This is a genomic window from Kitasatospora sp. NPDC008050 (assembly GCF_042957465.1).
GTDB lineage: Bacteria > Actinomycetota > Actinomycetes > Streptomycetales > Streptomycetaceae > Kitasatospora.
In genome coordinates, this window is record NZ_JBIBIJ010000006.1 from 155,046 (window position 1) to 173,844 (window position 18,799).

At 72.3% G+C, this 18,799-nt stretch carries 18 protein-coding genes; 7 read left to right on the plus strand and 11 right to left on the minus strand.

Annotated elements, in window-relative coordinates; translation table 11 throughout:
- Window positions 1–182 precede the first annotated feature (182 nt).
- The 3 genes from ACFZB9_RS14505 to ACFZB9_RS14515 all read right to left on the minus strand — a co-directional run bounded on the left by ACFZB9_RS14505 (window position 183) and on the right by ACFZB9_RS14515 (window position 3,256).
- Window positions 183–1,430 carry an HRDC domain-containing protein gene (locus ACFZB9_RS14505; protein WP_391446970.1) on the minus strand — a complete coding sequence of 416 codons (1,248 nt, stop codon included), beginning with the start codon at window positions 1,428–1,430 and terminating at the stop codon, window positions 183–185.
- A gap of 114 nt (window positions 1,431–1,544) precedes the next feature.
- Complete coding sequence (locus ACFZB9_RS14510) at window positions 1,545–2,261, minus strand: response regulator transcription factor (RefSeq protein WP_327066716.1); 717 nt, start codon at window positions 2,259–2,261, stop codon at window positions 1,545–1,547.
- Between the two features lie 344 nt (window positions 2,262–2,605).
- Window positions 2,606–3,256 (minus strand): DUF3000 domain-containing protein, encoded by a 651-nt coding sequence (locus tag ACFZB9_RS14515; RefSeq protein WP_391446973.1) that lies wholly within the window; start codon window positions 3,254–3,256, stop codon window positions 2,606–2,608.
- Window positions 3,257–3,437: 181 nt separating this feature from the next.
- On the opposite strand from ACFZB9_RS14515, the gene hemE reads away from it, so the two are divergent.
- From hemE to hemQ, 3 genes are read left to right on the plus strand one after another with little or no spacing between them, the layout of a single operon-like run.
- The gene (gene hemE / locus ACFZB9_RS14520) at window positions 3,438–4,508 is read left to right on the plus strand and encodes a uroporphyrinogen decarboxylase (RefSeq protein WP_391447391.1); all 1,071 of its coding nucleotides are present in this window, start codon (window positions 3,438–3,440) and stop codon (window positions 4,506–4,508) included.
- Between the two features lie 54 nt (window positions 4,509–4,562).
- Complete coding sequence (hemG, locus tag ACFZB9_RS14525; protein WP_391446975.1) at window positions 4,563–6,005, plus strand: protoporphyrinogen oxidase; 1,443 nt, start codon at window positions 4,563–4,565, stop codon at window positions 6,003–6,005.
- Window positions 6,002–6,715 (plus strand): hydrogen peroxide-dependent heme synthase, encoded by a 714-nt coding sequence (gene hemQ / locus ACFZB9_RS14530; protein ID WP_391446976.1) that lies wholly within the window; start codon window positions 6,002–6,004, stop codon window positions 6,713–6,715. The genes hemG and hemQ overlap by 4 nt, the downstream gene beginning before the upstream one ends.
- A gap of 58 nt (window positions 6,716–6,773) precedes the next feature.
- Here hemQ and ACFZB9_RS14535 read toward each other — a convergent pair whose 3' ends face one another.
- The 7 genes from ACFZB9_RS14535 to ACFZB9_RS14565 all read right to left on the minus strand — a co-directional run bounded on the left by ACFZB9_RS14535 (window position 6,774) and on the right by ACFZB9_RS14565 (window position 12,629).
- Window positions 6,774–7,544: a TIGR04222 domain-containing membrane protein gene (locus ACFZB9_RS14535; protein WP_391446978.1), complete on the minus strand. Its 771-nt coding sequence runs from the start codon at window positions 7,542–7,544 to the stop codon at window positions 6,774–6,776.
- Between the two features lie 80 nt (window positions 7,545–7,624).
- On the minus strand, window positions 7,625–8,188 hold the full coding sequence (locus ACFZB9_RS14540; RefSeq protein WP_391446980.1) for a SigE family RNA polymerase sigma factor: 564 nt from the start codon (window positions 8,186–8,188) through the stop codon (window positions 7,625–7,627).
- 91 nt (window positions 8,189–8,279) lie between these two features.
- On the minus strand, window positions 8,280–9,074 hold the full coding sequence (locus tag ACFZB9_RS14545; RefSeq protein ID WP_391446982.1) for a hypothetical protein: 795 nt from the start codon (window positions 9,072–9,074) through the stop codon (window positions 8,280–8,282).
- Window positions 9,075–9,204: 130 nt separating this feature from the next.
- A complete protein-coding gene (msrB, locus tag ACFZB9_RS14550; RefSeq protein ID WP_391446984.1) occupies window positions 9,205–9,612 on the minus strand; it encodes a peptide-methionine (R)-S-oxide reductase MsrB in 408 nt (135 codons plus the stop codon).
- A gap of 46 nt (window positions 9,613–9,658) precedes the next feature.
- A complete protein-coding gene (gene murC, locus ACFZB9_RS14555) occupies window positions 9,659–11,056 on the minus strand; it encodes a UDP-N-acetylmuramate--L-alanine ligase (protein ID WP_391446985.1) in 1,398 nt (465 codons plus the stop codon).
- A 127-nt stretch (window positions 11,057–11,183) separates the two neighbouring features.
- Window positions 11,184–11,642, minus strand: coding sequence for an indole-3-glycerol phosphate synthase (locus tag ACFZB9_RS14560; protein ID WP_391446987.1), 459 nt, complete (start codon window positions 11,640–11,642; stop codon window positions 11,184–11,186).
- Window positions 11,643–11,816: 174 nt separating this feature from the next.
- Window positions 11,817–12,629, minus strand: a complete 813-nt coding sequence (locus tag ACFZB9_RS14565; protein ID WP_391446989.1) for a dihydrofolate reductase family protein — start codon at window positions 12,627–12,629, stop codon at window positions 11,817–11,819.
- Here ACFZB9_RS14565 and zapE point away from each other — a divergent pair.
- The 4 genes from zapE (at window position 12,628) to ACFZB9_RS14585 (ending at window position 17,800) form a co-directional block, all read left to right on the plus strand.
- Window positions 12,628–13,737 carry a cell division protein ZapE gene (gene zapE, locus ACFZB9_RS14570; RefSeq protein ID WP_391446991.1) on the plus strand — a complete coding sequence of 370 codons (1,110 nt, stop codon included), beginning with the start codon at window positions 12,628–12,630 and terminating at the stop codon, window positions 13,735–13,737. The two genes, ACFZB9_RS14565 and zapE, sit on opposite strands and share 2 nt — an antisense overlap.
- Before the next feature lie 71 nt (window positions 13,738–13,808).
- Window positions 13,809–15,899 carry an excinuclease ABC subunit UvrB gene (uvrB, locus tag ACFZB9_RS14575; RefSeq protein ID WP_391446993.1) on the plus strand — a complete coding sequence of 697 codons (2,091 nt, stop codon included), beginning with the start codon at window positions 13,809–13,811 and terminating at the stop codon, window positions 15,897–15,899.
- 206 nt (window positions 15,900–16,105) lie between these two features.
- On the plus strand, window positions 16,106–16,687 hold the full coding sequence (locus tag ACFZB9_RS14580) for a TerD family protein (protein WP_391446995.1): 582 nt from the start codon (window positions 16,106–16,108) through the stop codon (window positions 16,685–16,687).
- Window positions 16,688–16,900: 213 nt separating this feature from the next.
- Entirely contained in the window at window positions 16,901–17,800 is a 900-nt protein-coding gene (locus ACFZB9_RS14585) for a TerC family protein (RefSeq protein ID WP_391446997.1), read from the plus strand.
- A gap of 13 nt (window positions 17,801–17,813) precedes the next feature.
- On the opposite strand, the gene ACFZB9_RS14590 is transcribed toward ACFZB9_RS14585, so the two are convergent.
- Complete coding sequence (locus tag ACFZB9_RS14590) at window positions 17,814–18,728, minus strand: GDSL-type esterase/lipase family protein (protein ID WP_391446999.1); 915 nt, start codon at window positions 18,726–18,728, stop codon at window positions 17,814–17,816.
- Window positions 18,729–18,799: the final 71 nt, after the last annotated feature.

An 18,799-nucleotide genomic window follows, 5' to 3' on the forward strand; every position in this document is an offset into this window, starting at 1 on the left:
TCCTCCCAGGGGACATGGCATGGTGCGCAGACGTGCACTCTCACGAGGCGACGCTGCTTCACCGCCATGCTACTGGTCGGTAACCAACTTGCCCAGGGCCGGGTCCGGCGGGGCGGGTGTGTCCCGCGCCACGTGGGTGGATGTCTCCCGCGCCCCGTCCGCGGCCGGCTCCGGGCAGCTGCCTACGGGGTGGCCGCGCTCGCCGCCGCCCGGAAGGCCTCGGCCACCACCGGGGCGACCAGCTCGACCTGCCAGCGCCGGGCGCCGAGCGCGCTGAGCGCCTGGGCCACGGCCGGGGCGGTGGCCTCGGCGGGCGGCTCCCAGGAGACCCGGCGGACCAGGTCGGGGGTGATCAGGTTCTCGGCGGGCAGGTTGCGCTGCTCGGCCAGCTCGCCGACCGCGGCCTTGGCCCCGGCGAGCCGGGCGGCGGCCACCGGGTCCTTCTCGGCCCAGGCGCGCGGCGGCGGCGGGCCCTCGTGCGGCGCGGCGGCGGGCGGCAGCTGCGCCTCGGGGATCGCCCGGGCCCGGTCGAGCGCGGCCAGCCACAGCTCCAGCTGGCGGCGGTGCACCCGGGGCCCGAAGCCCTGAACGCTCTGCAGCACCGGCACGCTGGTCGGCATGGCGAGCGCGGCCGCCACGATCGCGGCGTCCGAGAGCACCCGGCCCGGCGAGACGTCGCGCTCCTGGGCCTGCTTGTCCCGGGCCTGCCACAGCTCCCGCACCGCCGCCAGCTGGCGGCGCCGGCGCACCTTGTGCAGTCCGGAGGTCCGCCGCCAGGGGTCGACCCGGGGGGCCGGACGGGGGGCCGCGGCGATCGCGGCGAACTCCTCCAGGGCCCAGTCGAGCTTGTCCTGGCCCGCGAGCTCCTGCTCCAGCGCGTCGCGCAGCTCGACCAGCACCTCGACGTCCAGTGCCGCGTAGCGCAGCCAGGGCTCGGGCAGCGGCCGGGTGGACCAGTCCACCGCCGAGTGCTCCTTGGCCAGCGTGTAGCCGAGCACGTTCTCGGTCATCGGGCCCAGGCCCACCCGGGCGAAACCGGCGATCCGGCCCGCGAGTTCGGTGTCGAAGAGCCGGGCCGGGCGCATGCCGACCTCGGCCAGGCAGGGCAGGTCCTGGGTGGCGGCGTGGACCACCCACTCGGCGTCCGCCAGGGCCGCGCCCAGGGCGCTCAGATCGGGGCAGGCGATCGGGTCGATCAGGGCGGTGCCGGCGCCGGAGCGGCGCAGCTGGATCAGGTAGGCGCGCTGGCCGTACCGGTAGCCGGAGGCCCGCTCGGCGTCGACGGCGACGGGGCCGGTGCCCGCCGCGAAGGCCTCGACCACCGCGGCCAGCGCCGTCTCGTCCGCCACCACTGGTGGCAGGCCCTCCCGCGGTTCGAGCAGCGGCACCGGGGTGGTCTCTAGGGCGATGGCTTCTGCGGCGTCGGTCACCCACCAAGGGTACGACGACCCCCGCCGGCGGGACCCTGGTCGGCGGGGGTGGGACCTGGCCCAATGGCAGTGGCGGCCCGGATGAAACGTTCCTCCGGGCCACCACGCGGTCACTCAGTGGATGATGCCGGTCCGCAACGCGACGGCGACCATGCCGGCCCGGTCGCCGGTGCCCAGCTTCCGGGCGATCCGGGCCAGGTGGCTCTTCACGGTGAGCGCGGACAGGCCCATGGCCACGCCGATCGCCTTGTTCGACTGGCCCTCGGCCACCAGCCGCAGCACCTCGACCTCGCGCCCGGACAGCTCGCGGTAGGCGGCCGGCTGGGTACCGGGGGCGCCGGGGGCTCCGCCGGCCCCGGGGGCGCCCAGGTGGCCGGGGGTGCCGGGCATGCCCGGGCGGCGCATCCGGCCGGCCAGACCCGCCGCGCCCAGCGGCAGGCCGGGGCGGCCCGGCATCGCGACATTGGTCCTGGTCCCGGTGACCACGTAGCCCTTGACGCCGCCGGCCAGCGCGCTGCGCACCGCGCCGATGTCGTCGGCGGCCGACAGGGCCAGGCCGTTGGGCCAGCCCGCGGCGCGGGTCTCGGCCAGGATGGTCAGCCCGGAGCCGTCCGGCAGGTGGACATCGGCCACGCAGATGTCGCGGGGGGTGGAGACCCGGGGGCGGGCCTCGGCGATCGAGGACACCTCGATGACGTCACGCACACCGAGCGCCCACAGATGGCGGGTGACGGTGTTGCGGACCCGGGGGTCGGCGATCACCACCATCGCCGTGGGCTTGGTCGGGCGGTAGGCGACCACGTTAGCGGGGTGCTCTAGCAGGACCGACACCGTGCCTCCTGAGGGGAGTGGCGGACGGAACCCCGATGGGCGAAGGAGTCGGAGTGTTCCGCGTGTGGAAAGGGTCACAGACTGCTTCGGCATCATCCGTGCCCGGCTTTAGCGAATGATCACGATCTAGTGAGTCACAATACGGACAAATCGCTCGGGCGAATGGCCCGACATGCCATCAGGACGGTGGAAATCGATCGAAAAACAGCGAAAACGGTCAGTCGCCCGTGGTCAGTTGACGGTCCCTGAGGTGGCGTGAATCCGCTCGCGAGGCTCTGAGCAGGCCAATGGCCCGCCGTGGGGGTCGGCGGGTCGGTGGCGGGGCGCCGAGGCCCCGTCAGTCTTCAGTGTGAGCGGGGCCGCCGCCGGGCCGGCATCGGGACCACTCCGCCGAGTGACGGCGCGTCGGACGTCGACAGGGGCGCGGGCGCACTCGGCGGCAGCCCCGCGCAGACGCAGAGCAGGTCGGCCCAGGCCGTCAGATGCCGTTCGAACCGGCCGCCGGTGGGCGTCCAGGAGGCGCGCAGCTCGATCTCGGTGGAGGCCGGGCGCTCGGCCAGCGCGCCGAAGTACTGCGAAGCGCATCTGGTCACCGTGCCGCCGGGGGCGGTGAAGCCCGCACCGTGCGTCTGCAGCGCGTCCATCAGCCAGGCCCAGCCCACCTCGCCGACCATCGGGTCGCCGGCGATCTCCGGCTCCAGCTCGGCCCTGGTCATGGTGACCACCCGGAACTCGCCCTGCCAGGCCTCCTGCCCGGCCGGGTCGTGCAGCAGGACGAACCGGCCGTCGGCCAGCTCCTCGCCCTCCAGCTCCACCTCGGCCGTGACCGCCCAGCTGAACGGGGCCAGCCGACGCGGCGCCGGGGTCGCGGACAGACGCACCTCGGGGCGCAGCCGAACCGCCGTCAGCGCCTCGACGGCGCTGCGGAACCCGATGGGCGCCGACTCCTTGCTCGTTCCGCCCTGCTGTGCGGGGTTCCCGCCGACCGCTGCCATGAGCTGAAGACTAGGCCCTGTCCGACAGTTCCCGGCGGAGCGGCACGCAGACCCCGGCGCCGGCGCCCGTGCCAGGCCGGGCCGGAGCCCTTGGAGGATCGCACCAGTGGGCCGCGGCGGTGATCACCGACACGCGTGGGAGTATGTCGGCGTGACTGAGAAGACCGCAGCCCAGCCTGCCGTGCCGACCCCCGCAGCCCCGTCCGCCGAGCACGGCCCGGCCCACGACTCCGTCTTCCTGCGAGCCTGCCGGCACGAGCCGGTGGAGCACACTCCGGTCTGGTTCATGCGGCAGGCGGGCCGTTCGCTGCCCGAGTACCTGAAGGTCCGCGAGGGCATCGCGATGCTCGACTCCTGCATGCGGCCCGAGCTGGTCAAGGAGATCACCCTGCAGCCGGTGCGCCGGCACAAGGTGGACGCGGCGATCTTCTTCAGCGACATCGTGGTGCCGCTCAAGGCGATCGGCATCGACGTGGACATCAAGCCCGGGGTCGGCCCGGTCATCGCCGACCCGATCCGCACCGCCGCCGACCTGCAGCGGCTGCGCCCGCTGGAGCCGGACGACGTCCCCTACATCACCGAGGCGGTCGGCCTGCTCGTCGCCGAGCTGGGCGCCACCCCGCTGATCGGCTTCGCCGGCGCGCCGTACACGCTGGCCAGCTACCTGGTCGAGGGCGGTCCCTCGAAGAACCACGAGCGCACCAAGGCCATGATGTACGGCGCCCCCGAGCTGTGGGCCGAGCTGGTGGACCGGCTCGCCGTGATCACCGCCGGCTTCCTCAAGGTGCAGATCGAGGCGGGCGTCTCGGCCGTGCAGCTCTTCGACTCCTGGGTCGGCTCGCTCGCCCCCGACGACTACCGGCGCTCCGTCATGCCGGCCAGCACCAAGGTCTTCGACGCGGTCGCCGACCTCGGCGTGCCGCGGATCCACTTCGGGGTCGGCACCGGCGAGCTGCTCGGCCTGATGGGCGAGGCCGGCGCCGACGTGGTCGGGGTCGACTGGCGGGTCCCGCTGAACGTGGCCTCGCTGCGGGTGGGCCCGGGCAAGGCGCTGCAGGGCAACCTCGACCCGGCGGTGCTCTTCGCCCCGACCAAGGTGGTGGAGACCAAGGCCCGCGAGGTGCTGCACGCGGCCAACGCGCTCGGCACCAGCGGCCACATCTTCAACCTCGGCCACGGGGTGCTGCCGAGCATGGACCCGGACGCGCTGACCCGGCTGGTCGCCTTCGTGCACGAGGCCAGCGCGCGCTGACCCGCGGCGGGGCGGCCGGTGGCCGGCCGCCCGCCCTCTGCGAGACTGCGGGACATGGCAGAAGTACTACCGAAGGTCGTTGTGATCGGCGGCGGCATCGCGGGCCTGGCCGCGGCCGCCCACCTCGGCGGCGCGGCCGGTGGACCGGCCCGGGCGGCGGTCACGCTGCTGGAGGCCGGCGAGCGGGTCGGCGGCAAGCTGCTCACCGGTGAGGTCGGCGGGATCCAGGTGGACCTCGGCGCCGAGTCGATGCTGGCCCGCCGCCCCGAGTCCGTCGAACTCGCGCGGGAGGTCGGCCTGGCCGACTTCCTGGAACCGCCCAGTACCGCCAAGGCTGCCGTCTGGACCCGCGGCGCGCTGCACCCGCTGCCCGGTGGCCAGTTGATGGGTGTCCCCGGTGATCTGGCCGCGCTGGCCGCCTCCGGCGTGCTCACCCCCGAGGGCCTGGCCCGGGCCGGGGCCGAACGCCCGGCCGAGCCGTGGGCAGTGGCCGACCGCGGCGGGGACACAGCGATCGGTGCGTACGTGGCCGAGCAGGTCGGCCAGGAAGTGGTGGACCGACTGGTGGAGCCGCTGCTCGGCGGCGTCTACGCGGGCCGGGCCGAGGAGATCTCGCTGCGCGCCGCGGTGCCCCAACTGCTCGCCATCGCCCAGGGCGGCGGCTCGCTGGTGGCGGGCGTGCACGCGCTGCTGGACCGCCCGCAGGCCGGCGGCCCGGTCTTCCAGGGCCTGCGCGGCGGGATCGGCACGCTGCCGACCGCGGTGGCCGCCGCCTGCGAGCGGGCCGGCGTCGAGCTGCGGCTGCGCACGCCCGTCAGCGCGCTGCGGCGCACCGCCACCGGCTGGCAGGTGGTCACCGCCGAAGGCGTCATCGAGGCCGACGCGGTGCTGCTGGCCGTCCCCGCCCCGGCGGCGGCCGCGCTGCTGGCCGCCGACGCCCCGGCCGCCGCCGCCGAGCTGGCCGATGTCGAGTACGCCGGGATGGCGCTGGTCACCCTCGCCTTCCGGCGCGCCGAACTGCCGAGCCCGCCGCCCGGCAGCGGCTTCCTGGTCCCCCCGGTGGACGGCCGTTCGATCAAGGCCGCCACGTTCTCCAGCCAGAAGTGGGGCTGGCTGGAGCGCTCGGCGCCGGAGGCCTTCGTGCTGCGCACCTCGCTGGGCCGCCACCGTGACGAGGCCGCGCTGGACCTCGATGACGCCGAGCTCGTGACGCGTTCGCTCACCGACCTGCGCGCGGCCGTGGGCCTGACCGCCAGCCCGTACGCGAGCGCCGTGACCCGCTGGCGCGCCGGGCTGCCGCAGTACCCGGTGGGTCACCTGGACCGGGTCGCCCGGATCCGGGAAGCCGCCCGCCGGCTGGGCGCACTGGCGCTGGCCGGTGCGGCCTACGACGGGGTGGGCATCCCGGCCTGTGTGGCGAGCGCCCGCCGGGCCGCCGACGAGCTGATGACCCCGCAATCAGGAGGTCCAGGTATGGAAGGGACAATGAGGGCATGACCGATACCGCAGAGCAGACGCCCCAGAAGAAGAAGGCCCGGGACCTCAACCAGGTCATCCGCTACACCATGTGGTCGGTGTTCCGCCTCAAGGACGCGCTCCCCGAGGACCGCGCCGCGCTGGCCACCGAGGTCGAGGAGCTGTTCGAGCAGCTCGACGCCAAGGACGTCACCGTGCGCGGCAGTTACGACGTCTCGGGTCTGCGGGCCGACGCCGATCTGATGATCTGGTGGCACGCCGCCTCCTCCGACGACCTGCAGGAGGCGTACAACCGCTTCCGCCGCACCGGCCTGGGCCGCCTGCTGGCACCGGTCTGGTCGAACATGGCGCTGCACCGCCCCGCGGAGTTCAACAAGTCGCACATCCCGGCCTTCCTGGCCGACGAGCACGCGCGCGAGTACGTCTGCGTCTACCCGTTCGTCCGCTCCTACGAGTGGTACCTGCTCCCCGACGAGGAGCGCCGGGCGATGCTGGCCGAGCACGGCCAGATGGCCCGTGGCTACCCCGACGTGCGGGCCAACACGGTCGCCTCGTTCGCGCTGGGCGACTACGAGTGGCTGCTCGCCTTCGAGGCGGACGAGCTGCACCGGATCGTGGACCTGATGCGCGACCTGCGCCCGTCCCGCGCGCGGCTGCACGTGCGCGAGGAGGTGCCGTTCTTCACCGGGCGCCGCAAGCCGATCAGCGAGCTGCTGAACGGCCTGGCCTGAGCCGACCCGTCGCCCGCGCCGGCGGGCGGTGATCTGCCGAGCGTGCCCCGACCAGGGCTCAGCCGCGCAGCGCCGCCCGCAGCCGGGCGTCCGGCACCGCGTCCGCGCCGTCGATCGCCACGGCGGTCAGCAGCCGGCGCTCCGCGTCGCCCTCGCCGCCCGAACGGCGTGGGCGGCGCAGCTGTGCCAGCACCTCGGCACCGGCCGGCGCCGCCCAGCGGGTGTAGGGGTGCACGTCGACCCGGGCCATCAGCAGGGTCCCGGTGGTGAGGATCAGCGGCAGCGAGAACCAGGCCAGGGTGGCGCCGGTGTCCTGCCCGCCCGGTCCGGTCAGGGTCAGCGCCGCCAGCAGCAGCACCAGCGAGAGCAGCAGCGCCTGACGGACCTGGCGCACCGCCAGCTGGGTGCTCTCCCGGATCGCCACCGGCGTGGCCAGTCCGGCCAGCGAGAGCCGTGACCCTATCTCGGCCACCGTCGGATGCTCGGTCAGCGCCTCGCGCAGCTCGGTGGTGCGGCACTGCCCCTCGGGGCCGATCTCCTCGATCAGGGCCCGCTCCAGGCGGTTTCGGCCCTGCGGGTCGACCACCGTGGTCCAGCCGGTGTGTGCCAGGTGCAGCCGGCCGCGTCCGCTCATCAGCACCAGGGCGAGGTCCACCACCCGGTTCGGACCGCCGGCCAGGTAGGCCGTCTCGTACAGCCCGATCGCCGTCCGGTCCACCTCTTCGTCCGGTAGCTCCGCCAGGGTGTCGGCGGCCGCGGCAGCGCGGATCAGGCGCAGACAGGCGAGCACCGCGACGACGCAGGACGGGACCAGGAAGAGCAACCACATGGGCCTTGTTCTAGACCCCCTGGGCGCCGGCTGGGAACAGACCCGGGTCACGATATCCAATCGTGACCGGAGCGATCGCCTCAGGAGCGTGTGCGGCTGCCCGTCGGGGCGCCGAGTCTTGGGTCGGTGGCCGAGGTGTCGCCGTCCGCCCCGCCCAGCAGGGTCCGGTCGCCGAGGTGCCGACGGAGCACGGCGAGCGCGCGCATGCTCTGCGACTTCACCACCGAGGTGCTCAGGCCGAGGATCTCGGCGGTCGACTCCACGCTCTGGTCCTCCCAGTAACGCAGCAGGACGATCGCGCGGTCCCGGCGGGGGAGCTGTTCCAGGGCGTCGAGCAGGGTCAGCCGCTCGGCCGTCGGATCGCCGCCCTGTTCGGCGCGGTCCGGCAGCTGGTCGACCGTCAGCTCGGAGCTGCTGCGCAGCCGCTTGTGGTCGAGCAGCGTGTTGAGCAGCACCTTGCGCGCGTACCCGAAGGGGTCGTGGCTCTGGCGGGCCAGCCGGTTCCAGGCGAGGTACATCTTGGTCAGGGTGGTCTGCGTCAGGTCCTGGGCCAGGTGCCAGTCCCGGCACATCAGGTAGGCGATCTGTCGCAGGCGGATCGCGTTCGCCTCGGCGAAGGAGGTGAAGTCGGCTTCGTTGCGCACCGTCGGGCTCCTGGTCAGGAAGAGGGCGGGGTCGGGAGCGAGGAAGCCGCGGCCCCGCCTGGCTGGCGGGGTCGCGGCGACTGACGGAAGATCAGGCGACGACGGGCAGGTTCGGATACTTGGCGTCGGCCGCCTGGACGAAGCCGGCCGGCATTTTGGTGCTGAGCCCGGGTGCCTGGGCCATGGCGATGGCCTGCTCCTCGGTCAGGACCTGGATGCCGGGCGGATTGGTTCCCTGCTGCGGGTCCCAGGACAGGCAGGTGCCGAGCTGGACGGTCACCAGGAGGTTGTCCTGGCGCTGCACCTTGACGAGGACCGACTCGATGCAGTTGCCCCCGTTGGTGATCTGGTAGCGCTCGCCGTCGGGGGAGGTCCCGCAGGTCCTGCCGGTGCTCGTGCAGTTGAGCGAACCCGAGCTGAGGCTGACCTGGACCAGACCGGAGCCCTGCCTGGTGGTCAGGTTGAACCTGGTCGTCAGATCGTTGGCCCCGGAACTGGCGTAGTAGCCGCTGCTGTCACCGCCGATCGGCAGCGCGTTCAGCGCGGCGGCCAGCAGTGCGGGTCCGTCGGCCGGTACCAGCGTGGTGTCGCCGGTACTCGGTGAGGTGTCGGGTTGGGGTGAACTCGGGGCCGCGGCCACCTGGTTCTGGACCGGCCTGCCCGGGCCGCTGCCCGCCATCGTCCCGGCCAGCAGCGCGGCGATGCCGGCCACCGCGGTGACCGAGCCAGCGACCGCGGCGATGGTGCGCCGCCGCCGCGCTCGTCGACCGCGATGGGTTGCCTGGGCGACCAGGTCGCCCAGCGGCGGCGGGGTGAGTGCGGCCAGCTCGGTACTGAGGGTGAAGCGGAACTCGTCGTCGGGGAGTTCTTCGAACTCGTCGTTCATTCGGATGGTTCCTCTAAGGTCACCCGCACGCCGGCCATGCGGACCCGCACTTGCGCGGGGCTCTGCTCAGCTAGACGTGCTGGAGTGCCGGTTCGGTCGCACTGCGCTGCCGAACCACTGTTCCACCAGGTCAGCCCTCGGCCGGACGCAGGGTCAGCGAGATGCTGTTGATGCAGTACCGCTGGTCGGTCGGCGTCGGGTAGCCCTCGCCGTCGAAGACGTGGCCCAGGTGGCCGCCGCAGCGCGCGCAGCGGACCTCGACCCGGCGCATGCCGAGGGTGGAGTCCTCGATGTACTCGACCCGGTCCTCGGCCAGCGGCGCGTAGTAGGAGGGCCAGCCGCAGTGGCTCTCGAACTTGGTCTCCGAGCTGAACAGCTCGCTCCCGCACGCCCGGCAGCTGTAGACGCCCACCGTCTTGGTGTCGGTGTACTCGCCGACGAACGGGCGCTCGGTGCCGGCCTCGCGCAGTACCTGGTACTCGGCGGGGCTGAGCTGGGCACGCCACTCGGCCTCGGACTTCTCGATCTCGTAGCTCATGCCATTCCTCCTAGGCCTCCTGGGCCCTCCTGGGCGCGAACCGCGCTCAGACAGCAACAGCGGCGAGCCGGGAAAGAATTTCCGGCCCCAGGTTGGTGACGTCGCCGGCGCCCATGGTGAGCACCAGGTCGCCCGGCCGGGCCAGGTCGGCCACCAGCGCGGGGGCGGCAGCGAACACGTGCTCGGCGGTGACCTCGGCGCCCGCGCGCCGCGCCGCGTCGATGATCAGCTCGCTGGTCACGCCCGGGATCGGGTCCTCGCGGGCCGGGTAGATGTCCAGCACCACCGAGGCGTCGGCCAGCGCCAGCGCCTGGCCCATCTCCTCGGCCAGCTGCTGGGTGCGGCTGAACAGGTGCGGCTGGAAGACCACCAGCACCCGGCCGCCGGTCGCCTCCCGGATGGCCTCCAGGTCGGCGGTCATCTCGGTGGGGTGGTGCGCGTAGGAGTCGATCACCTGCACGCCCCGGGCCTCGCCCTTGAGCTGCAGGCGCCGGCGCACGCCGGTGTACGAGCCGAGCGCCTTGGCCAGCTGCTCCGCTGGGACGCCGAGCGCGACACCGGCCGCCAGCGCGGCGACCGCGTTGTGCGCGTAGTGCCGCCCGGGCACCGAGACCGTGAAGGTCAGTGGGGCGCCGTCCAGCTCGACGGTCACCTCGCTGGTCATGCCGCGCGGGACCACCGAGACCACCCGGACGGTGGCGTCGTCGGCGGCGCCGACGGTGACCACGCGCAGGCCCTCGCGCCCCGCCACCTTGGCGGTCAGCTCGCGGGCGCCGGGGTGGTCGGCGGAGACCACCAGGGTGCCGCCGGGCTGGACGCGGTGCACGAAGGTCTCGAAGGAGTCGTAGATCTCGTCCATCGACGCGTAGTTGGCGTGGTGGTCCAGCTCCACGTTGAGGATGATCGCCACCTCGGGGGCGTACTTGTGGAAGCTGCGGTCGCTCTCGTCCGCCTCGGCCACGAAGATCTCGCCGGTGCCGTGGTGCGCGTTGCTGCCCGGCGCGTCCAGGTCGCCGCCGATCGCGTAGGAGGGGTCCAGGCCCAGGGTGTCGAGCGCGACGGCCAGCATGCTGGTGGTGGTGGTCTTGCCGTGCGTGCCGGCCACCGCCAGCGCGCGCCGGCCGCCCATCAGCGCGGCGAGCGCGTCCGAGCGGTGCACCACCGGGATGCCGCGCTCGCGGGCGGCGACCAGCTCCGGGTTGTCGGCGCGGATCGCGCTGGAGACCACGATGCTGCTGGCCCCGGCCGGCACGTTCTCGGCCGCGTGGCCGATCCGCACGGCCGCGCCCATCTCGCGCAGCGCCAGCACCGTCTCGGACTCCTTGGCGTCACTGCCGGAGACCTTGGCGCCGCGGACCGCGAGGATCTTCGCCAGACCGGACATGCCGGCCCCGCCGATTCCGATGAAGTGCGGGGCGTGCAGGTCGTGGGCGGCGTCGTTCAAGGGAGTTCTCCGTAGCTGGGAAGGCGAATCGTCCTCGCGGAGCCCGGGGCCGACCCGGGAGTGCCCAGATGGCCACCTGGGACCGCAAGGACGATTCTGCACCACGCGGGCGCGGGGGCGGTTCGGTCTAGGCCTCGCTGGCGAAGAGCTTGAGCACCGGGACGCCGACCTTGTGCCGGGCCTTGGAGGCCCAGTCGCGGTGGAAGAACTCCTCGACGAAGTGCGGCGCGGTGAGCACCAGCACCTCGTCCGCCGAGGTCTCCTCGACCACCGAGCGCAGGTTGTCCAGCGGGTCCGTCTCCACCACCCGGCCCACCGCCTCCGCGCCGGCCTGGCGCAGGTGCCGCAGGCTGTGCTCCAGCGACTCGGCCGCCACGGCCGGACCGTTCGCCTCCTCGTGCTCGTGCGCCACCTTGTCGAGGTGTCCGAGGGCCACGTCGTCAAGGGCGCGCAGCAGCTCGTCCTGCTTGCCGCGGGGTTGCATCAGGACGACGAAAGAGACCTTCTCCTCGCCGTGGAGGGTGGTGACCAGCTCCACGTCCGCGTCGGAGAGTGCCTTTTCGATCATCAGTACGGTCTTGAACACAAGAGTCCCTTCCGTGTTGCAGGCCCCCGGGGTCCGGTGTCCCCTCCCATAGTGCCCGGAGGAAGCTTTCCTCACGCGGCACACGCGGCACTCGGGCCACGGGGGAGTGATCGCCGAATCGGGCCGCTGACGCCGGTGCGTTCCCTGGCGGTTCAGCGGCGGTTCAAGGGATGGTTACTCGGGGGTACGGCAGTAGCGGGTGAAGAGGAAACCTTTCTGCTCGATCAATGAGACCAGCCGCATCTGCTGCGCGTCTGCCATTTCCGCACCGTGCATGATCCGTGGCGCCTCGCCCGCCGTCAGCAGTGGTGCCAGCGAGAGGCAGAGCTCGTCCAGCAGGCCGGCGGCGGCCAGCTGGCCCAGCAGGCGCGGGCCGCCCTCGGTGAGCTGGCGGGTCCAGCCGCGGGCGGTCAGCGCGGCCCGGGCCGCCACGAGGTCGACCGCGCCGTGGCCCACCGTGATCAGGTCGGCCACCTCGGCGACGGCGGCGCGGGCCTCGGCCGGCGCGTCCACCGGCGCGATCACCACGGTGCGCACCAGCGGCTCGGTGAAGAGCGGGGCGCTCAGGTCGAGCGCCAGGCTCCGGCTGACCACCGCGATGACCGGGGCCGGTGCCTGTCCCGCGGCGGCGCGGGCGGCGGCGAAGTCGGCCCGGGCCCGGGCCGGGCGGTAGCCCTCGGCACGGACCGTCTCGGCGCCCACGATCACCACGTCGCACAGCGCGCGCAGCACGCCGAAGATCCGCTTGTCGGCCTCGCTGGACAGGCCCTCGGAGAGGCCGGCCAGCCGAGCCGCCCCGTCCAGCGAGCCGACCATGTTGGCGCGCAGCCAGGGCCGTCCCGCCCACACCGAATCGGGGTAGGCGTAGACCTCGGCCAGGGCGGCGAGCGAGTCGAGACCCGCGTCGGCCGCGTCGGCCGCGTCGGCCGGGTCGGCCTGGTCGGCCTGGTCGACCGGGGAGTGTGACGGACGGATCAGCTGGCGCATGCCAGGCAGTCTTCCACGGCCAGTAGGCTTTATTACCGTGTCCGCAGCCTCCCACCCTGATGCCATAGCGACCGGAGCGACCGCTACGGTCACCGGCGCCCCCATCGCGCTGACCGAGCGCCGCCCGGTGGTCCCGGCGCAGCGGCTGGTGGCGGAGATGGTCCCGCCGCCGCGGTTCGCCGGCGTCAGCTTCGGCTCCTACCTGCCGGACACCACCCAGCCCAGCCAGCTGGAGGCGGTGCGGGTGCTGGAGGAGTTCGCGACCGCTCTGAACGCGACGACGGCCCCCAAGCGCGGCTGGTTCCGCAAGGCGGCGGCCCCCACCGGCCCGGCCGGGGTCTACCTGGACGGCGGCTACGGCGTGGGCAAGACCCACCTGCTGGCCTCGCTCTGGCACGCGGCGCCCGGCCCCAAGGCCTTCGGCACCTTCGTGGAGCTGACCAACCTGGTGGGCGCGCTCGGCTTCCAGCAGGCGGTGCGGACCCTCTCCGAGCACAAGCTGCTCTGCATCGACGAGTTCGAGCTGGACGACCCGGGTGACACCGTGCTGGTCTCCACCCTGCTCTCGCGCCTGGTGGAGGCCGGGGTCAAGCTGGCCGCCACCTCGAACACGCTGCCCGAGAAGCTCGGCGAGGGCCGGTTCGCGGCCGCCGACTTCCTGCGCGAGATCCAGGGGCTCTCCGCGCACTTCCACCCGGTGCGGATCGACGGGCAGGACTACCGCCACCGCGGGCTGCCGGCCGCCCCGCCGCCGTACACCGACGAGCAGGTGGCCGAGCGTGCCGCCGGCACCCCGGGCGCCGCGCTGGACGACTTCGGCGCCCTGCTCGCGCACCTCTCGGTGGTCCACCCCAGCCGCTACGGCGCGCTGCTCGACGATGTGCACGCCGTCTTCCTGCGCGGGGTCTGCCCGGTGACCGACCAGTCCACCGCGCTGCGCCTGGTGGTGCTGGCCGACCGGATGTACGACCGGGAGCTGCCGATCACGGCCTCCGGCATCCCGTTCGACCAGGTCTTCTCCGAGGAGATGCTGACCGGCGGCTACCGCAAGAAGTACCTGCGGGCGATCTCCCGCCTGGTGGCGCTGGCCCGGGATTCCGCGCGGTAGGGCCTGCCCGGCAGGCGACCGCTCGTCGGGACCGTCCCTGCTTTGTCGGTGCCGGGTCGTACGGTGGTCTCGTGCGACCCATCACGAACATTGAGCGGACCACGGCGCCCTTCGAGGTCGTCAGCCCCTACCAGCCCAACGGCGACCAGCCGGCGGCCATCGCCGAGCTGGAGCGCCGCGTCCGCGCGGGCGAGAAGGACGTCGTCCTGCTCGGCGCCACCGGCACCGGCAAGTCGGCCACCACCGCGTGGATGATCGAGAAGCTTCAGCGGCCCACGCTGGTGATGGCGCCGAACAAGACGCTGGCCGCCCAGCTCGCCAACGAGTTCCGCGAGTTGCTGCCCAACAACGCGGTCGAGTACTTCGTCTCGTACTACGACTACTACCAGCCCGAGGCGTACGTCCCGCAGACGGACACCTACATCGAGAAGGACTCCTCGATCAACGAGGAGGTCGAGCGGCTGCGCCACTCGGCCACCAACTCGCTGCTCACCCGGCGTGACGTGATCGTGGTCGCCTCGGTCTCCTGCATCTACGGCCTCGGTACCCCGCAGGAGTACGTGGACCGGATGGTGCGGCTGAGCGTCGGCGAGGAGATCGACCGGGACGCCCTGCTGCGCCGCTTCGTCGACATCCAGTACACCCGCAACGACCTGGCCTTCACCCGCGGCACCTTCCGGGTGCGCGGCGACACCGTGGAGATCTTCCCGGTCTACGAGGAACTGGCGCTGCGGATCGAGATGTTCGGCGACGAGATCGAGTCGCTCTACACGCTGCACCCGCTCACCGGTGAGATCATCAGCCAGCACGAGTCGATCCACGTCTTCCCCGCCACCCACTACGTCGCGGGTCCGGAGCGGATGGAGCGCGCGGTCAACGGCATCGAGCAGGAGCTGGCGGAGCGGCTGGCCGTGCTGGAGAAGCAGGGCAAGCTGCTGGAGGCCCAGCGGCTGCGGATGCGCACCACCTACGACATCGAGATGCTCCGCCAGATCGGCAGCTGCTCCGGCGTGGAGAACTACTCGATGCACTTCGACGGCCGCGAGCCGGGCACCGCGCCCAACACGCTGCTGGACTACTTCCCGGAGGACTTCCTCCTGGTGATCGACGAGTCGCACGTGACCGTCCCGCAGATCGGCGCGATGTACGAGGGCGACGCCTCGCGCAAGCGCACCCTGGTGGAGCACGGCTTCCGGCTGCCCTCGGCGCTCGACAACCGCCCGCTGAAGTGGGAGGAGTTCCTGGGGCGGGTCGGCCAGACCGTCTACCTGTCGGCCACCCCGGGCCCCTACGAGCTGTCCCGCGGCGACGGCCAGGTCGAGCAGATCATCCGGCCCACCGGCCTGATCGACCCCGAGGTGATCGTCAAGCCGACCGAGGGCCAGATCGACGACCTGGTGCACGAGATCCGGCTGCGGGTCGAGCGGGACGAGCGGGTGTTGGTCACCACGCTCACCAAGAAGATGTCCGAGGACCTCACCGACTACCTGGTGGGCCTGGACATCCGGGTCCGCTACCTGCACAGCGACATCGACACGCTGCGCCGGGTCGAGCTGCTGCGCGAGCTGCGGGCCGGCAAGTACGACGTGCTGGTCGGCATCAACCTGCTGCGCGAGGGTCTGGACCTGCCCGAGGTCTCGCTGGTGGCGATCCTGGACGCCGACAAGGAGGGCTTCCTGCGCTCGGGCACCTCGCTGATCCAGACCATCGGCCGTGCCGCCCGAAACGTCTCCGGTCAGGTCCACATGTACGCGGACAAGATCACCCCGGCGATGGAGAAGGCGATCGATGAGACCAACCGCCGCCGGGTCGTCCAGCAGGCCTACAACGAGAAGCACGGCATCGACCCGCAGCCGCTGCGCAAGAAGATCGGCGACATCCTGGACACCCTGGCCCGCGAGGAGGTGGACACCGAGGAGCTGCTGAGCACCGGCTACCGGGACGGAGCCAAGGCCAAGGCCCCGGTCCCCGCGCTGGGTTCCGCCCGGGCCAAGGGCGGCAGCCTGCCGGCCACCGAACTGGCCGACACGATCCAGGAGATGACCGAGCGGATGCACGCCGCCGCCGCCTCGCTCCAGTTCGAGGTGGCTGCCAGGTTGCGGGATGAGGTCAAGGATCTGAAGAAGGAGTTGCGCCGGCTGAAGGAGACGGGCATCGCCTGAGATCGGCGGCGCAATCCCTACGGGCGCGCCTCTTGACGCGCGGGGGGCGCCCCTGGTGGGGGCGCCCCCCAGGCCCTAGGGTTGGCAGGCGACGTATCCAGGCGGACAACAGCCCGGGGGGCCTCAGCCGGGGGACGGCAGCGGGGTGATCCGACGCTGGTCCGTGCGCGAAATCGCGCGCGGGCCGAGATGAAGGGGAGAACACCGTGTCGGTGAATCTGACCAAGGGTCAGCAGGTGAGCCTGCGCAAGGTCGGCGGCGAGTCGCTGAGCGTGGTCCGGATGGGCCTGGGGTGGCAGGCGACACCCAAACGGGGCCTGTTCGGCAGCCGGAGCCGGCAGATCGACCTGGACGCCTCGGCCCTGCTGTACGCCGAGCACACCCCCGCCGACGTGGTCTTCTTCCAGCAGCTGGTGAGCAAGGACGGCTCGGTGCGGCACACCGGGGACAACCTGGTGGGCGGCGCGGGCGCCGGCGGGGACGACGAATCGATCGTGGTGGACCTGGCCCGCATCCCGGCCCAGATCACCCAGGTGGTCTTCACGGTCAGCTCCTACACCGGCCAGACCTTCGCCGAGGTGCGGCACGCGCACTGCCGGCTGATCGACGAGACCAGCGGCCGGGAGCTGGCCCGCTACGAGCTGAGCGGCGGCGGCGCGCACACCGGCCAGATTATGGCCAAGGTGTACCGCGACCCGGCCGGCGGCTGGGGGATGCAGGCGATCGGCGCCCCGGCCAAGGCGCGGACCTTCCAGGACCTGCTGCCGGCCATCGAGCCCTTCCTGTAGGGGCATCCGCCGAGGCCGTTCTTTACCTTCTCTTGGGAATAGCTGTTACTCTTCTTGGAACGGAGGGGAGTATTCCCCCTACGGTGTTCCCGTCATCACGGCAGCCGCGTATCGGCCGGCCCGGGGCACCGGTCCTCGGCGCAGCCGGCCCCCGGCCGGGCCGCGGGACGGAAGAGACCTCCGGCAGACGATGGATGCCGGAGGACCAGCTTCATGGACGTTTCCCTCGCCCTGTGGGCGACCACCATCGGGGTGCTGATCGCCCTGATCGCCGCCGACTTCTTCATCGGCGGCCGCAAGCCGCACGAGGTCTCCATCAAGGAGGCCGGCATCTGGACCGTGGTCTGGGTGGTGCTGGCGCTGCTCTTCGGCGGTTTCCTGTGGTGGTACGGCGGCGGGCAGCCGGCCGGTGAGTTCTTCGCCGGCTACGTCACCGAGAAGTCGCTGAGCGTCGACAACCTCTTCGTCTTCGTGCTGATCATGGCCAAGTTCGCGGTGCCCAGGATCCACCAGCAGCGGGTGCTGATGGTCGGGGTGCTGATAGCGCTGGTGCTGCGGGCGGTCTTCATCGCCGGTGGCGCGGCCCTGATCGCGAGCTTCTCCTGGGTCTTCTACTTCTTCGGCGCCTTCCTGATCTGGACGGCCTGGAAGCTGATCAAGGAGGCCCGAGGCGGCCACGAGGACGACGAGTTCCAGGAGAACCGGGTCCTGACGGCGGTCCGGCGGCGGTTCCCGGCGATCTCCGCGATGACCGTGGTGATGCTGGCCATCGGCACCACCGACGTGCTCTTCGCGCTGGACTCGATCCCGGCGATCTTCGGTCTGACCCAGGACCCGTACATCGTCTTCACCGCCAACGCCTTCGCGCTGATGGGCCTGCGCCAGCTGTACTTCCTGATCGGCGGCCTGCTGAAGCGCCTGGTGCACCTGTCCTACGGGCTCTCGCTGATCCTCGGCTTCATCGGCGTGAAGCTGGTGCTGCACGCGCTGCACGAGAGCGGCGCGCACGTGCCGCAGATCGGGATCCCGGTCTCGCTCGGCTTCATCGTGCTGGTCCTGGGCGTCACCACGCTCACCAGCCTGCGCGCCTCCAAGCGCGAGCTGATCAGCTGACGTCCACTCTCGTTCAGTGGCGGTGGCGGTGGCGCTTTCGGCGGCGGATGAGGAGCAGCGCGCCGAGGGCGAGGCACGGGAGTGAGGCGAGTGCCGTCCAGGTGTAGAGGCGGGCGTGGCCGTACCCGTGTGCGGGGGTGAGCAGTTTGAGGTTGATGCTCTGGGCGATGGCGCGCTGTCCGGCGTCGTTGAGGTGGAGGTGGTCGTCGGAGTCGTAGTCGGAGCGCAGGCGAGTGGGGTCGGCGGGGTCCTTGAGGGCGGTGTCGAAGTCGATGTACCCGTCGAGAACGCGGTCGTGACGGATGAACTGGTTGACGCTCTGGCGCGTGCGTGCGCCGGTGTCCTCGTAGCGGATGTACCCGCCGTAGGGCGGGATGGTGGTGGCGATGACCTCGACATGGCGGGCGTGGGCGCGGGTCGTGAATTCCTTGATCCCGGCGGTGATTGCGTCGGGGTTGCACTGGTGGGGGGGGGGCTGCTGGATGTCGTTGATGAGGTCGGTGAGGACGATCGTGCGCACTCCCGGTACGTCGAGGGCGTCCTTGTCCTCGCGGGCCAGGGAGTTGGGCACGCCGGGGCCGTTGTCGGCGAGCAGCCGGGTGGCCGAGATGCTGGCGTTGACGACGGTGACCGGTTCGTGGGCCTGCTGCAGGCGGGTGGCGAGTCCGGTGGGCCAGGCCGTGTCCGGGGAGGCGCGGTAGCCGCCTGAGACCGAGGCCCCGATGACGACGACGCCCGCTGAGGGCGGGGCGGTGGCGGATGCGCTCGCCGCGGTGGGCACCGGGGTGGACGGCGCGGGCCTTGAGCCGGCGGGAGCCGGTGCGGTCGCTGCGTGGGCGGTGCCGCTCGCGCAGCCGGCAAGCACGGTCGCAACGAGGAGGATGGCGGGCAGGAGCCGGCCGGTGGACGGCTTGATACGGGGAGGCATGACGTCGTGTCCGGTCGATCGCGATGGTGGGGCGGGGGCCGGGGGCTGGGGGCGGAGTGAGGGAGGCCAGG